The organism is Gracilibacillus saliphilus (assembly GCF_010994085.1).
Classification (GTDB): domain Bacteria; phylum Bacillota; class Bacilli; order Bacillales; family Amphibacillaceae; genus Gracilibacillus; species Gracilibacillus lacisalsi.
In genome coordinates, this window is record NZ_WJEB01000029.1 from 76,934 (window position 1) to 90,449 (window position 13,516).

Consider the following 13,516-nt stretch of genomic DNA (forward strand, 5'->3'; position numbering starts at 1 on the left):
AGGTGAATAATCTTAGTGTTTTAACTAAAAAAGAATGTACTCAAATGACACGTGAATTAAAGATTATATGGTTGCCTCTAGTATTTATATTTTTGGGCATAATACAACCGGTAGTTAGTTACTATATGCCATTTCTCTTAAAAGCGTTTGCAGGTAATGAGGGAATTACCATTGATCCAAACATGGCAGCACAAAAAGGTGAAGAGATTTTAGCTAGTACGTTAGGGTCACAGTTTGATCAATTAGGGATTATGATCATTATTGTTTCACTAATGGGAGCTGTTCAATCTGAAAAAGCTAACGGCATGCTGGCATTTATTTTAACAAGACCCATCAAGGTAATAGAATACCTAGGTGCAAAGATTATCTCTAATTTTCTCTTTGTTGCTACTAGTGTGATAGTTGGATATACGGTATCAGGGTTATATGTAAATGTTTTATTTACTGATGTCCAGTTTGCTAATATGCTAACAGCCTTATTTTTGTACTTAATATGGGTGTTATTTATTGTATCGTTTATCACAATGGTAAGTACAATTTTGAATAGCCAAGGAATCATCGCACTTACTTCTATCGTTTTTTTACTAGGTTGTAGGATAATTGCTGGTTTCCATCCCATAATAGATTCTGTTAACCCGGCAACAGTCAGTAAACACGCGATGGAATATTTAGTTATAGGAACGGTCGATTCAAGAATTGTAGGTAGTGTATTCATTACACTTTTATTAACAATCATGATGATATCCATCTCCAACATATGGATATCGAAAAAGAAATTCCATGTAGATTAATTTTGAAATTTTTTCTATTAGCATAGGAGGTTTTAATATTGTTAGAGCTTAAAAATATAACAAAAAGTTACGGGGAAAAAGATGTATTAAAAGGTGTGAATTTAAAGGTTCAAAAAGGAGAAGTAGTAGGGTTTGTAGGAGGAAATGGTGCAGGTAAAACCACTACTCTCAAGATTATAACTGGAATATTAGAGTGTGATCAAGGAGCTGTTAAAATAAACGGAGTTTCTAGAAGTAGTGACGTAGAGTATAAGCAACAATTTTTCTTTATACCTGACACGATTAATGTTTTCAAAAATGTATCTGGTTATGATTGGATTGTTTTTTTAATGAACTTATATAAAGTCAAGGAGTATGAAAAGTTGGAGAATTATATTGATAGATTTAATATGCAAAAATCTATAAAAAAGCCTATAGGAGCTTTTTCCTATGGTATGCTACATAAAATGTCGCTTATAGCTGCGTTTACTATAAATCCACCAATTATTATATTGGATGAACCACTAAACGGTTTAGATCCAAAGGCAGTGTTAGTATTTAAAGAATTATTAAAAGAATACACCTATTCAGGAGGAACTGTTTTCTTTTCTACACATTTGCTTGATGTAGCAGAAAAGATATGTCATACAGTGGCGCTATTAAAAGATGGAAAGATTATTTTACATGACCAAATAAGAAATATTATTGGGGAGAAATCTTTAGAATCGTTCTTTATGGAGGCTGAAATATATGAAAGAAGTTTACCAATTAACTAAATTTTTCATTTCCTCATATTATAACAAGCCGAAACAAACTAAACTTCAAGTAGTATTGCTCATTGCTTTCGTTTATTTATTTATACAAATAACAGTGATTAATTTGTTTGTCTATTTAATTACTGACACGCATATTTTTATAGTCTTAAATCTAGTATTTTCTAATATAATTGTATTTGTTTTTGTCTGTTATTTATCGTTTTCACATTTTTTTGAATACCATGAGTTTCAATTATTAGCGCCATTGCCTCTTTCATATAAAAAAATTGCTATCGCTAAATTGATAAGTAGTTTGCTAGTACCTTTATTGGTATCCTTAGTTCCTCAGATCGTCACATTTCTCATTTTGGTCTTTGACTTCAAAATAATAGAGGCGATTCAATTACTTATTTATGTCCCTTTTGTTAATGCATTCACTGCAATGTTTTTACTTTTTATGCTTTCCTTTATTAATAGGTATTACTATAAGTTTAAAAGCAAAGTTACTTACTTATTTACAAATATTGTAGGGGTTATGTTAATCATGTTTGGTTGTTTTGCTTTTTATGAGAAACATTCACAAGTTAACATTACCGTTCTGTTATCATCTATCAAATTAACTAACTTGGAGAGATTTAGTAATTCAATGAACAGAATACTAAGTTACATTTTTGACACCTTAAATTCTATTCCAGTGTTAAAATATTTAATAGCCCCTATAGTATCAACTAGCTATAAGAACTATTTCATCATTGTATGTTTCCTCCTCCTAATAATCGGCAGTGTAATGTACTATCTAACTATAAAAAATGTAGTACTGAATTACGCTAGAAATGCTCTAAGTAATAATTCTAACGGAGGAATAAAAAGGACTAAGGTTTATATCACACCATATCAATGGTTCAATTATTTACAAAGGGAGATATGGGTCATAAATACCGAACCTTATTTTAAGATGCAAGTAGTCTTAGGTATCTTATTCCCTCCTGTATGTACAACCGTCATTATAATATTAATCAATTATGGAGTCGTGCCTATAGATTTTTATGGTGCAAGTGAAGTTGTTTTTGATAAATATTTTGCTTACGCCATTCTTTTCTTTTGCTGTATCAATAACATAAGTGGTACCCCATATTCTAGAGAAGGCAAGTATTGGTATTTACTCAAATGTTCGCCGTTAAATAATCAATCGGTTTATTTTTCTAAAGTGGCCATAGCGTCTATCATAAGTATAATCGCTTTGTTGCTTAGTTATATGATATTAGCTGTTTTTGGCTATTGGCATAACGATACAATTTTTACATTAATGATAATTGCTTCCCTAGTAGTCTGCTATAATCTTTTAGCACCTTTATATGATAGGAAGCATCCTTTAACTGAGTGGGGAAATCCTTCTGAGGCAGTGAAGTCCAATCTAAATGTATTGGTAAGTCTGTTATATGGTTTGCCGTTACTTTTTATTATGGCCATGGTTCACCTTAGTATGATTTGGTTAAAGCTTAACCCTGTATTTGTCGCCTCCATCATACTAATGTTAATGTTTGTGACACTCTTCATTTTGATTAGCATATTGAGGAAAAAATTATAATTTAGGGATCATCTCTCATATGTAGACTTAATTAGGTAAGTATTATTGAAAATATTTCACACCGATTTTTGAATAGTGAAGTGACTGAAATTAATATTAACTTCACTTTCCAGATGTCAACGAAAATATTCCTGTGATCAATGAATGTTTACTTAGAGTTTTTTCTGTTTTGGCTAGTTATTTTAGTCTGTTCATGCCATACATTAAGATAATCTGCAACAAATAATAAAAGTAAAGAAATGATTATTTTGGCTCGTTTTGGGGTAGAAGTAACTATATATTAACCTAATGGAGGGGTTAAGCTATGTTAAAGAAGCTATTCAGGCAGAAAGAAGTGAATACAGACTTAATGGCACCATTGACGGGAAAAGCAATACCATTAGACCAAGTACCTGATCAAGTCTTTTCCCAAAAAATGATGGGGGATGGTGTAGCGATTGAGCCAACAGATAAACAAGTGGTATCTCCTATTGATGGTGAAGTAGCGGACGTATTTAAGACAAAACATGCGATTAGTCTCAAAACGGATGGCGGAGCTGAAATTTTAGTGCACATGGGTCTTGAAACCGTTGAATTAGATGGAAAAGGTTTCGATATTCAAGTAGAGGATGGACAAAAGATAAAAAAAGGAGATCCATTAGCTACATTTGATATTGATACCGTTGCAGCGGAAGGATACAAAACAGTGACACCCATTATCTTATTAAATGGTGAAGATTTTGCGGTGACTAATATCGCGAGTGAACAAGATATCGAATCCGAAAAAGATATTTTATTTCATATTGAGAAAAAATAACTAGATAAAAGATATGGGTTATTGTCTAATGGGCCTGGTTTAAAGATGCAAAACTGTAAATAGCTAACAAAAATGAGGTGCAATTCGCACCTCATTTTGAATGTGATTAATATGCGATTGCGTTTTCTATTTTAAGTGAGCTGATGTTAAGAACAGAAGAAGTTGCAAATAAATTCAGGAATCTGCAAGTAAATTAGTAAAGTTGCAAATAAATTCCTGCAAATGCAAATAAATTAGTAAAGTTGCAAATAAATCTTGGAACTTGCAAAAAAAAGCGAGAACAATTAGAATGTCATATCTGCCTTAGGTCTCACCTGCATCATAATCTTTGTCACATATTGCTCCTCACTGTTTTTAACGACAGTGTCATAAATATATTCTTCTAAAACATAATCTCCTAATTCTAGATTTAATCGTTCCAGCTCTGACAAAAGTCGTTTATAGGTATGGTGAATTTTCTTATCTTCCCCTTTATGGTATCCGATTAAAAAGTCACCTTTTATAGTCTTTAGGTATGGGTTATCCTTCTGAGAATGAAGTTGTTTTATATATAAATAACTATAATTAGTAAACTCACCCTTCAGCACTTGTTCTCGTTTAGTTAAGCCACCGATAGGGTATCCGGTATCAATATGTAATTTGTACAATTCCTCAACAAAGTCTGAGAACACTTCAAAAAATTCCTCATCTGAAATATTCTCGATATTTTTACTTAAATAATATGTTTGTTCCGGTAATCGTTCAACACTAACTTGATCAAAATCTATACTTGATGCTTTATTCATTAATTCAATTTGTGCATCGATCATATTCTCTTTCATTTCTATTTCCATCCGTTGTTTCGCTACTTTTTCTTTCTGTTTATGCATAATTGATAAGAATTTTTCTGGTGATTTATGTTCAACATATTTACGAATATCATGTAGTGACATGCCCAGATCTTTTAACAAAGTTATGAGGGTAAATAACTCTAATTGGTGAATGGAATAATAGCGGTAGCCTTTTTCGTTTTTTAGCATAGGTGATAAAAGACCAATTTGATCATAATAAAAAAGAGTTTGCTTGTTTACTCTGCAAAGTTTGGCAAATTCACCTGTTGTGAAATATTTAACATTTTTGTCAGTCATTTTTCAACACTCCAGTCTTGACTATATAGTTACTATATACCATAAGATGATTTAGTACACAACAATTAGAAATGGAGAAATGACATTGAAACAATCAATCTTTCGAAATCGCACATATATGTTATTGTTAGTTGCAGGTATTTTGGCGATTGTTGGCTTTAGTATGTTTCTGACAACGACCTCTTGGTATATCATCAATGTATTAAGTTCACCTGGCATCTTGGGAATTGCTTTAATTACGGCAACAGTGCCACGTTTACTATTAATTACTTTTGGTGGAGTATTGGCAGATAAGTACAAAAAAACAACAATTATGTTTGGTACTAACTTGCTGCAAGCACTAGTACTTTTTTGTATTTATTGGCTTGTGGCAAGTGACTCGATGACACTAGCTTTATTATTCGTTACGGTAGGTTTATTTGGTATGCTGGATGCATTTTTTGGACCAGCTAGCTCATCACTGATACCGAAAGTAGTGGAAAAATCGCAATTACAGCAAGCAAATGCTTATTTCCAGGGTATAGATCAAATATCCTTTATTATCGGTCCAATCCTTGCAGGTGTAATCATGGAAACTAGCTCTATAGCGACTAGTTACTTTGTGGCGACTATATTGGTTTTGTTATCTGCTTTCGTAGTTTTTCCACCTTTTATTAAGGAAGGACCAGTAGAGCATAAGGGTGACCAAAGTACGTTAGAAGATTTTCGTGAAGGTATTGCCTATATGAAATCTTCTACATTCTTATTAACAGGGATTATTGTGTTGATCACGTTAAATTTCTTTGTATTTGGTGGACTGCAAATTGCTATGCCATTATTAGTTGATCTTCTTGGCGGAACACCGATTAATTTAAGTTTGATGGAGGTTAGCTTAGGGGTTGGTATGGTAATTGGTACGCTGATTATGAGTTTTGTAAAAGTGAAGCGTAAAGGCTTTACATCGCTAATGGGACTTATGGCTTCATTACTTTTCTTAATTATTTTTAGTATTGCAACTAATTTAATGCTCCTGACAACTATATTGTTTTTTATCGGATTTTCGATTGCATTTGTGTTCATCCCTTTTTTTACAGCAGCTCAAGAAAATACCGAAAATCGAATCATGGGGCGAGTAATGAGCATTATCTTCTTAGCGATGAATGGTTTTGATCCAATTGCATATGGTGTTGTAAGTGCATTAGCTTCAGCAGGAATGAATATCCAGTTAATTTTGCTTGCCGCAGGAGTGATAGGTATGGTTATTGCTGTTTGTGTATGGTGGAAAGGAAAAGCATTTGTTAGAGCTTATTAACTATAGTAACAATCTAAACAAGGCGATCATCAAAGGTCGTCTTGTTTTGTATAAACTATTTTGGAATATTATGTTAGTATTAAGTCATTGAACAAGACATTATTATGAAGTAGTGAATGTCTATATAAACCAAGCGGAGGAGATGAGATAGAATGATTCACGCTAAAGAGGTTTTATTAGATCAGTTGCTGGCAAACGTAAATGATCGAAGCTGGTATGCTTCCTTTGAAGAAGCAGTTGACGGCATTTCAAATGAGGAAGCCTTTTGGAAACCTGATAAAGGAAGTCATAGTATCGCAGAAATTGTACAACATCTTATTTACTGGAATGAAGTTTGGCAAATCCGGTATGAAAATTCCGATTTTAATGCTCAACAATCTCTAGCGGAAAATGCGGATAGTTTTCTTATACCCGAAAACAGGAGTTTCCCCGAGCTTAAAGAGAGATTAATAAAGGTACTATTACGCTGGCAAGAATTGATTACCGAAGAGAAGTTAGAATCCAGTGTTAATGGTTTTCCAGTAAAAGCTGAGTGGTGGGCATTAATTGCAAATGTAACCACGCATAATGCTTATCATATTGGCCAACTTACTTATATACGTAAAATGAATAAGGAGTAGTCAGAGTTGATGAAGCGGTAACAGTCTAATGAAATCTTAGACTAGATGTAAAGTTTGTGTAGTATAATAATCAAAAATGAAAGCGTATTAAAAATAGAAGGAAATCAGGGAAGGAGTATTTTCATGTTTTATCGCAGGAAGTTTTACATTGTGAAAAAAGAGTTTGTAGAAATCTTTAATTCTCATTTTAATAACACTAATTTGCCGAACCAATTAAAACATGGAGCACGATTGATTGGCCGCTGGATGAAGGAAAATGATGATGATACGGTAGAAATTTTTGCTATATGGGAATATGATACTTATGAAGAATACTTAGATATTGAGTCCAAAGTAAGAAGTGACAAAGCCCATGTTAAAAGAGTTCAAGACTGGTATCAAAAAAATGGTGGTAGAGAACGTGTATTTAATGATTATTTCTTGGAAGTTAAGAACGAAGCGATCGAATCCACGGTGAAGGGGAGTGAGTCAACAACTCGTGATTAAACCACGAGTTGTTGACTGATAATCAAAAGTTCTCAATCAACTTACTTTATTTTTTGTTAGCCTTAATCAATCCATCAATTAATTCCCAAATTAATCCTACGACTAGAAGAACTAAAATCCATAATGTAGATTGATTCCAGATCATACTTACAGTTCTATATCCATCACTATTTTCAGTAATTAAACCTGCTTGTGTAAGATCAAGAAGAAAATCAGGGTTCCAAAATGCATTTCCATTTATCATAAATAATACAGCGATAGTTGAAATCCCATTAACTATTGCTATATAAGTGACTAGCTTGTAGGTCCACTTACCGTATATGAGCTTAAGACATTCTTTTGTTATTCCAATACCCATAATAAGAATAATGAATAACAAGGAAGTAGTATAAGTTTCGTTATTTAAAAACGGAACCACATCAGAAACCCCATCTTGAAAAATCCAGACCCCTAGGTATTCATTATAAAAAACAAACATGATGGTTAATAACGTATAAAATGTAATACTCACTATTGGCTCACAGTACTTGATTTGTCTTTTTTCATCGGGAATGGGAGCTAAATCCGATGGTTTCCATTCTGTTCCAATCTCTAAATCTTTTGCTTTAATTTCCCCGAACTGGTCCGCGATGGCAAAGCCAAATGTTGTCCAGCCAAAAGCTGCTGGAAGAGCGGTAACAGATGCAACAATTAAATCAACAAAATGATCCAAAATGGTAACTGGATTTATTATAGTTTTTAAAATAAATCCTATTGATATGGATAAAGCAATTGATATGAAAACAAATTTTAATACCAGCATGTAAGTGTCAAAAAGTTCTGGTCCAATTAGATATTTTTTCGTTCCTTTATATTTTTGAGCTAATTGCCTCGGATCTCCTAGTTCCATTAATACTTCTTCCACATCATTATCTGTAATACCCTCACCTTGGACTCGTTCCTCTAACATATCCTCAATTAAACTGCGTAGTTCTTTGGCAATATCCTCCCTTTGTGATTGAGGGAGCTTCTGAGTGACAGCATAAATATAACGGTCAATCATCTCCATCCTTTTTGCCTCCTTTAATGTCAATAACATTACTCATGCTTTCTACAATTTGTTGCCATTCAACGATCAACAGTTTATAAACTTCTTTACCTGTTTCACTTAATAAGTAATATTTACGTGGTCTCGTTTCCGCTGTGTCCCATTTACTTTCCAGTAGTCCTTGTTTTTCTAGTCTTCTTAAAAGTGGATAAAGTGTCCCAGGTTCTACGTGAATTCCTTTCTCCTCCAACATGTTGACAAGCGAGTAGCCATATTGGGGTTCTGATAGTTGACTCAACACACTGATCGTAATCGTTCCTCGTCGCAATTCTTGCAATAGTTTATCCAAATATTCATTCGCATCTTTCATCTTATCAACTCCTACATGTAGTATACTGTATGTCGCACACTATTGTAAAGTGCAAAATATGATTTATCTCAAAACATTTGTAAATAACCATGCCTTCACGAAAAGTAGGAGAGCCCCTACATACGTTTCTACAGGTAAAATTAATGTTCAACACCATGATGAAACAATCATGGATTATGAGAAAAATAAGGTGAAGTTTTTAATGGAATATTATGTTAAAATAATGTAAGGGAAGAAAGGAGATAAAACATTGAATATTTTTCATTACCATCACTGGACAAATTTACTGGAAGAAACAGAAAATTTCTATGTTCAACACGGATTTGATGTCATGGGACGCTATGCCAAAGGGAAGAAAGGTATTGAAACTTACCATCTACCTTTGAAATGGTAAGACTTTCGAGATGAGAGTCCGTTGTTTAGAATCATTGAAGTGAGAAAAGGTAAAGTGAATGTAGCGTTTGGATTTGGGAAGAAACCGATATTTGACCATATTGGCTTTCTTGTTACGAAAGAAGAACACACTGCTATATGTAAAAGGGCAAATCAATTAGGTTGGAATATCAATGAAGGTGAAAGGAGAACTTTTATCGGATAGATGGATAAGTGGAGATATAAAATTGTCATATGAATTTACTGTCATGACACAAGAAGAAGCTGAAGATATTGCATTTAACTGGCATTACGATGATGAATATTCATTTTATGATATGGAGGCTGACCAAGAAGATTTAGATGAATTCTTAAACCAAGAGAAACGAGGCACTTCGTCTTTTTCGGTAACAAAAGAAAATGATTTGATTGGCTTTTTGAGTATAAATAGGATTGGTGACAAAACGCTTGATATTGCCTTGGGAATGAGACCGGATTTAACAGGATTAAGAAAAGGGGAAGGCTTTTTAAGAAAATGTATAGATTTTCTTAACACTGAATATGAACCACTAAAAATAACCTTATCAGTCGCAACATTTAATAAAAGGGCGATTAAAGTTTATAAAAAAGTTGGATTTATAGCAGTACAAACATTTATGCAAGAAACAAATGGTAGTACATTTGAGTTTCTTAAAATGGAATATAAATACTAAATAAAATACGAGGGGGGAAAGGAGAAAATGGCATTAAGAGATAAAATAATATTAGAAGAAATTTCCGACAATGATATTAATGGATTGTTCACATGTTACTCTAATCATGAAGCAATGAAGTCATTTGGAAGAAAGCCAATTAAAACAATAGAAGAAGCAACCGATATTCTGAGAGAAAGTATAAAAATGAAAGAAGAAAAAACAGGAGTAAAATATGTAGCAAAAATAAAAGATGCACTAGATACTGTAGGGTTTATCACATTAAAAAGATATAATTCTACCCATTCTCGAGCAGAAATTGACTATTTAGTTTTACCTGAATGCCAGAGAAAAGGTGTTGCGTCAAAAATGGTAAAACTATTTCTTAAAGATGTAGCAAACAATTGGGAGTTAGAGAGGCTTACGGCATATGTAGATATGGATAATTATGCTTCTGCTCGATTGTTAGAAAAATATAATTTTGTCAACGAAGGAATTCTACGCTCATGGGTACGTGAAGGCGATGAGTTTCATGATGTTTATTCGTATCGTGTTCTCTTGTCAGAATGGTTTGCCGATAGAAGTTCTGAATAAAAAAGATTCACTCTTGGTATTTTATATCAAAATAAATCGAAGAATTATTACTTAAAGATGTAAGGTGGATATATGAGAAAGGTAATAAAATTTACTCTGGGGATTTGTTTCATATTATATTTATTTGTATTGATCATACTATTATTTTTTGAAAACAGAGGATATACTGGAACAAACCTGTCTTTGATAGAATACGTAAAGAACACTTCGAATTTCATACCGTTTAACACCATATATTTTTATGTACAGGCAATGTTTAATGAGACTATAAATACAAATATAGTTGTCCGAAATATTATTGGTAACATTATAGCTTTTATGCCGATGGGGGTGTTCCTACCGATCTTTATAAAGAGATCAAATAGCGTGACTAGGTTCACCATTTCCATGATTGTACTCATCTTATGTATCGAAACAATCCAAGCACTTACAAGAAGAGGAAGTTTTGATATAGATGATTTAATTCTTAACGTGTTTGGTGCTTTGCTAGTTTTTACTATTTGGAGATCCAATATTGTTCAGAAACTTGTATTTCCGTGATATGACATATTTGGAAAAGGAAGTAGCATTTACTTAGATGAAAGATCTTTGTTAAGCACAATATTACTTGGTAGAGGGTGAGAAAGTGAAAAACGAAAAGCTCATCGAAAAATACGATAAACAGGCTAAGATGTATGAAAATAATCGTGCGAATCAAAAGCTTGCTCGATGGAGAAATAAAATAATAAAAAACGCGTACGGAAAAGTCTTGGAGGTTGGAATTGGAGCGGGAGCAAATTTCCCCTATTATGATAGGAATAATGTTGAGGTAACAGGGGTTGATTTTAGTTCAGAGATGATCAAGGGCGCCAAGAGAACAGCATCACAACTTCAAGTGAAAGCTAAATTTATACAGGCAGATATTGATGAGCTGGTTTTAGAAGACAACTCTTTTGATTGCATCGTATCAACGCTTTCACTTTGTAGTTATCCCGATCCAATTGTTACATTAAATAAATTTAATCATTGGTGCCGTAAAGATGGGATTATATTGTTAATGGAACATGGATTGAGTTCTAATAGCTTTCTTTCCTTCGGTCAAAAAATGATTGATCCACTACATAAAAAGATTTCTGGATGTCATTGTAACAGAAATATCAATGAGATAATGAGAAATTCAAACCTTCAGGTCGATCATATCGAACGTTATTGGTCAGATATCCTCTATTTAATATGGGCGAAGCCAGTTCGATCATAATTAAGTCACTTGTTCTATAGTAACAGAAAGGTAAATAGAGTCACAGAAGGGGGGATTCAAATGTCAAACCATAAAAATGAAAAAATACTATCAGGAGGAAATGTCTCGAACGTTTATCGTTCGGGAAATACTGTACGAAGAGAGTTAAAGAAAGAAAGTCCAAACATTCATAAATTACTAAAGCATTTGGAAACAAAAGGTTTCAGTTATGCACCAAGGTTTTTAGGGATTGATGAAAAAGGGAGAGAGATTTTATCTTTTATTGAAGGGGAAGCTGGTAAATACCCTGTAAAAGAGTATATGTGGTCTGATGAAGTCTTGGTAGAAATAGCGAAAATACTCCGTCTTTATCATGATTCTGTGAGTGATTTTTCATATGATAGCTGGCAACCGATTGATAACACCCCTCAACCATTTGAAGTACTATGCCATAATGATTTTGCAATATACAACATTATATTTCACCATGAAAGACCAATAGGTATTATTGATTTTGATGTTGCTGGACCTGGTCCAAGGCTTTGGGATATGGCTTACACTCTTTATACCTGCATCCCCCTAAGTAGATTTTATCTTTCTGAAAAAGGCGAGAAAGTTTATTATCATTCATCACAGCATGCTAATCGTATAAAGGAGAGAGTTAGAATTTTCTTTGAAGCTTATGGGGAAAGGATGGAAGAAGAGTATTTAGAAATGGTGCTACTCCGTTTAGAAGGGTTATGTAAAACTATTATAAGAAAAGCCAGTGAAGGAGATACATCGTTTCAAAATATGATTGATGAAGGACATCTTTCCCACTATCAATACGATATTCAATTTATTCGTAATCATCGGCAAGAGTGGGTTTAAGATAAGTTTTTGTTAGGCGTGAGTATAATTAAAAACCAATCTTTTTCGGAAAAGGCATAAAGAATATTCTAATTCCATATGCCTTTTGTATTTTTGAATATCTACTGTTGATCTCGTGCTTCATCTTTAATTTCTTCTCTCATACCTGAAATTGCTTCTTCTCTACGACGATTTTTCTCGATAATTTTTTCTTTTTCTTCTGAAGAAGCAAACTGCATCGTCTCGTGTGCTTCTTCTATATTTTCTATTGTATCTTGCACCTTGTGTTGTAATTTTTCCACATTATCTGAGCGATCATCTGGATTCGGCTGGTTCTGTTGCTTTGTCACTCTCATTCCTCCTTTACATATCATTAATTATATTATGAGTAAGCTGGAAAATAATATGTATGCACTATATTTCGATTTATAGAAAATCATAACTGAATAATTAACAGAGCTTGGACATATTTTCTTGTATGGAGGAGGTATGTTCATGAAAGTATTAGTTCTCCGTTTGAAATTCAAAAGGATGGTTCTTTTTCTGTTGTTCGTTTATCTTGCTATCGTATTATTGGGAAACTTAGTTAGTGAAGATACAACCATTATTAGAATGAGGTTGATGAGAGACGGGTATATTATCCCTTTTTCTACTATTGCAAACTATCTGTTTAACGTTCTTCAGAAAGAAGTCTCCCTCTTCAAGCGTGTGAAGGGCGTAGCCCAACGGTAAGGGGGAGATGAATTTCGGTTGGGCGAGAGCCCAAAGTTTTTTATTTAGTCTTTTTCCTCAATATGGTATTATAACAATGAAATTAGACAGTAACAATCATTCAGTATTCTTGATGTATTACCATCTTGTGTTAGTCGTGAAGTATCGAAGAAAAGTAATAGATGATACGATTTCGGATTATGCCAAAAATAAATTTGTGTCATTGAGTGAAAAATATAATATCACATTAGT

20 protein-coding genes are annotated in these 13,516 nt (G+C 33.2%); 16 read left to right on the plus strand and 4 right to left on the minus strand.

The genetic code is table 11. The annotated features are described in order from the left end of the window. The first annotated feature begins 2 nt into the window (after nt 1-2). The 4 genes from GHT08_RS16400 (at nt 3) to GHT08_RS16415 (ending at nt 3,909) form a co-directional block, all read left to right on the plus strand. Nucleotides 3-791 carry an ABC transporter permease gene (locus GHT08_RS16400; RefSeq protein WP_163582551.1) on the plus strand — a complete coding sequence of 263 codons (789 nt, stop codon included), beginning with the start codon at nt 3-5 and terminating at the stop codon, nt 789-791. A gap of 38 nt (nt 792-829) precedes the next feature. Continuing rightward, complete coding sequence (locus GHT08_RS16405; RefSeq protein ID WP_163582552.1) at nt 830-1,546, plus strand: ABC transporter ATP-binding protein; 717 nt, start codon at nt 830-832, stop codon at nt 1,544-1,546. Continuing rightward, on the plus strand, nt 1,521-3,113 hold the full coding sequence (locus GHT08_RS16410) for a hypothetical protein (protein ID WP_163582553.1): 1,593 nt from the start codon (nt 1,521-1,523) through the stop codon (nt 3,111-3,113). Before GHT08_RS16405 ends, GHT08_RS16410 begins: the two co-directional genes overlap by 26 nt. Nucleotides 3,114-3,417: 304 nt before the next feature. Further along, entirely contained in the window at nt 3,418-3,909 is a 492-nt protein-coding gene (locus GHT08_RS16415; protein ID WP_163582554.1) for a PTS sugar transporter subunit IIA, read from the plus strand. A gap of 284 nt (nt 3,910-4,193) precedes the next feature. On the opposite strand, the gene GHT08_RS16420 is transcribed toward GHT08_RS16415, so the two are convergent. Continuing rightward, the gene (locus GHT08_RS16420; protein ID WP_163582555.1) at nt 4,194-5,036 is read right to left on the minus strand and encodes a MerR family transcriptional regulator; all 843 of its coding nucleotides are present in this window, start codon (nt 5,034-5,036) and stop codon (nt 4,194-4,196) included. A gap of 79 nt (nt 5,037-5,115) precedes the next feature. Here GHT08_RS16420 and GHT08_RS16425 point away from each other — a divergent pair, with 79 nt between their 5' ends. The 3 genes from GHT08_RS16425 (at nt 5,116) to GHT08_RS16435 (ending at nt 7,433) form a co-directional block, all read left to right on the plus strand. Then, nucleotides 5,116-6,327 (plus strand): MFS transporter, encoded by a 1,212-nt coding sequence (locus GHT08_RS16425; RefSeq protein ID WP_163582556.1) that lies wholly within the window; start codon nt 5,116-5,118, stop codon nt 6,325-6,327. A gap of 152 nt (nt 6,328-6,479) precedes the next feature. Further along, entirely contained in the window at nt 6,480-6,947 is a 468-nt protein-coding gene (locus tag GHT08_RS16430) for a DinB family protein (protein ID WP_163582557.1), read from the plus strand. A 123-nt stretch (nt 6,948-7,070) separates the two neighbouring features. Next, nucleotides 7,071-7,433, plus strand: a complete 363-nt coding sequence (locus GHT08_RS16435) for an NIPSNAP family protein (RefSeq protein WP_163582558.1) — start codon at nt 7,071-7,073, stop codon at nt 7,431-7,433. A gap of 46 nt (nt 7,434-7,479) precedes the next feature. On the opposite strand, the gene GHT08_RS16440 is transcribed toward GHT08_RS16435, so the two are convergent. Beyond that, nucleotides 7,480-8,481 (minus strand): HAAS signaling domain-containing protein, encoded by a 1,002-nt coding sequence (locus GHT08_RS16440; protein ID WP_163582559.1) that lies wholly within the window; start codon nt 8,479-8,481, stop codon nt 7,480-7,482. Beyond that, entirely contained in the window at nt 8,468-8,830 is a 363-nt protein-coding gene (locus tag GHT08_RS16445; RefSeq protein WP_163582560.1) for a PadR family transcriptional regulator, read from the minus strand. Before GHT08_RS16445 ends, GHT08_RS16440 begins: the two co-directional genes overlap by 14 nt. Before the next feature lie 250 nt (nt 8,831-9,080). Between GHT08_RS16445 and GHT08_RS16450 the strand changes: the two genes are divergently transcribed. From GHT08_RS16450 to GHT08_RS16480, 7 genes are all read left to right on the plus strand, one after another. Beyond that, complete coding sequence (locus tag GHT08_RS16450) at nt 9,081-9,224, plus strand: hypothetical protein (RefSeq protein ID WP_163582561.1); 144 nt, start codon at nt 9,081-9,083, stop codon at nt 9,222-9,224. 21 nt (nt 9,225-9,245) lie between these two features. Next, nucleotides 9,246-9,428, plus strand: coding sequence for a hypothetical protein (locus GHT08_RS16455; protein ID WP_163582562.1), 183 nt, complete (start codon nt 9,246-9,248; stop codon nt 9,426-9,428). A gap of 22 nt (nt 9,429-9,450) precedes the next feature. Continuing rightward, nucleotides 9,451-9,915: a GNAT family N-acetyltransferase gene (locus tag GHT08_RS16460; RefSeq protein ID WP_163582572.1), complete on the plus strand. Its 465-nt coding sequence runs from the start codon at nt 9,451-9,453 to the stop codon at nt 9,913-9,915. Between the two features lie 27 nt (nt 9,916-9,942). Then, complete coding sequence (locus GHT08_RS16465; protein WP_163582563.1) at nt 9,943-10,488, plus strand: GNAT family N-acetyltransferase; 546 nt, start codon at nt 9,943-9,945, stop codon at nt 10,486-10,488. Between the two features lie 72 nt (nt 10,489-10,560). Beyond that, nucleotides 10,561-11,028 (plus strand): VanZ family protein, encoded by a 468-nt coding sequence (locus GHT08_RS16470; RefSeq protein WP_163582564.1) that lies wholly within the window; start codon nt 10,561-10,563, stop codon nt 11,026-11,028. 85 nt (nt 11,029-11,113) lie between these two features. Further along, on the plus strand, nt 11,114-11,725 hold the full coding sequence (locus tag GHT08_RS16475; protein ID WP_163582565.1) for a class I SAM-dependent methyltransferase: 612 nt from the start codon (nt 11,114-11,116) through the stop codon (nt 11,723-11,725). A gap of 60 nt (nt 11,726-11,785) precedes the next feature. After that, nucleotides 11,786-12,574, plus strand: coding sequence for a phosphotransferase (locus tag GHT08_RS16480; protein WP_163582566.1), 789 nt, complete (start codon nt 11,786-11,788; stop codon nt 12,572-12,574). A 101-nt stretch (nt 12,575-12,675) separates the two neighbouring features. Here the strand turns inward: GHT08_RS16480 and tlp are convergent, their stop codons facing one another. After that, entirely contained in the window at nt 12,676-12,909 is a 234-nt protein-coding gene (tlp, locus tag GHT08_RS16485; protein ID WP_033404584.1) for a small acid-soluble spore protein Tlp, read from the minus strand. Nucleotides 12,910-13,048: 139 nt separating this feature from the next. On the opposite strand from tlp, the gene GHT08_RS16490 reads away from it, so the two are divergent. Both GHT08_RS16490 and GHT08_RS16495 read left to right on the plus strand, forming a co-directional pair. After that, the gene (locus tag GHT08_RS16490; protein ID WP_163582567.1) at nt 13,049-13,285 is read left to right on the plus strand and encodes a hypothetical protein; all 237 of its coding nucleotides are present in this window, start codon (nt 13,049-13,051) and stop codon (nt 13,283-13,285) included. A 76-nt stretch (nt 13,286-13,361) separates the two neighbouring features. After that, a partial coding sequence (locus GHT08_RS16495) for a transposase (RefSeq protein ID WP_193568316.1) occupies nt 13,362-13,516 on the plus strand: 155 nt, incomplete at its 3' end.

Bases quoted from the DNA above. Each gene is read 5' to 3' on its own strand.
- GHT08_RS16410 (WP_163582553.1), top strand. From the start codon at position 1,521: ATGAAAGAAGTTTACCAATTAACTAAATTTTTCATTTCCTCATATTAT.
- GHT08_RS16415 (WP_163582554.1), top strand. From the start codon at position 3,418: ATGTTAAAGAAGCTATTCAGGCAGAAAGAAGTGAATACAGACTTAATG.
- GHT08_RS16420 (WP_163582555.1), bottom strand. From the start codon at position 5,036: ATGACTGACAAAAATGTTAAATATTTCACAACAGGTGAATTTGCCAAA.
- GHT08_RS16425 (WP_163582556.1), top strand. From the start codon at position 5,116: ATGACATTGAAACAATCAATCTTTCGAAATCGCACATATATGTTATTG.
- GHT08_RS16430 (WP_163582557.1), top strand. From the start codon at position 6,480: ATGATTCACGCTAAAGAGGTTTTATTAGATCAGTTGCTGGCAAACGTA.
- GHT08_RS16435 (WP_163582558.1), top strand. From the start codon at position 7,071: ATGTTTTATCGCAGGAAGTTTTACATTGTGAAAAAAGAGTTTGTAGAA.
- GHT08_RS16440 (WP_163582559.1), bottom strand. From the start codon at position 8,481: ATGGAGATGATTGACCGTTATATTTATGCTGTCACTCAGAAGCTCCCT.
- GHT08_RS16445 (WP_163582560.1), bottom strand. From the start codon at position 8,830: ATGAAAGATGCGAATGAATATTTGGATAAACTATTGCAAGAATTGCGA.
- GHT08_RS16465 (WP_163582563.1), top strand. From the start codon at position 9,943: ATGGCATTAAGAGATAAAATAATATTAGAAGAAATTTCCGACAATGAT.
- GHT08_RS16470 (WP_163582564.1), top strand. From the start codon at position 10,561: ATGAGAAAGGTAATAAAATTTACTCTGGGGATTTGTTTCATATTATAT.
- GHT08_RS16480 (WP_163582566.1), top strand. From the start codon at position 11,786: ATGTCAAACCATAAAAATGAAAAAATACTATCAGGAGGAAATGTCTCG.
- tlp (WP_033404584.1), bottom strand. From the start codon at position 12,909: ATGAGAGTGACAAAGCAACAGAACCAGCCGAATCCAGATGATCGCTCA.
- GHT08_RS16490 (WP_163582567.1), top strand. From the start codon at position 13,049: ATGAAAGTATTAGTTCTCCGTTTGAAATTCAAAAGGATGGTTCTTTTT.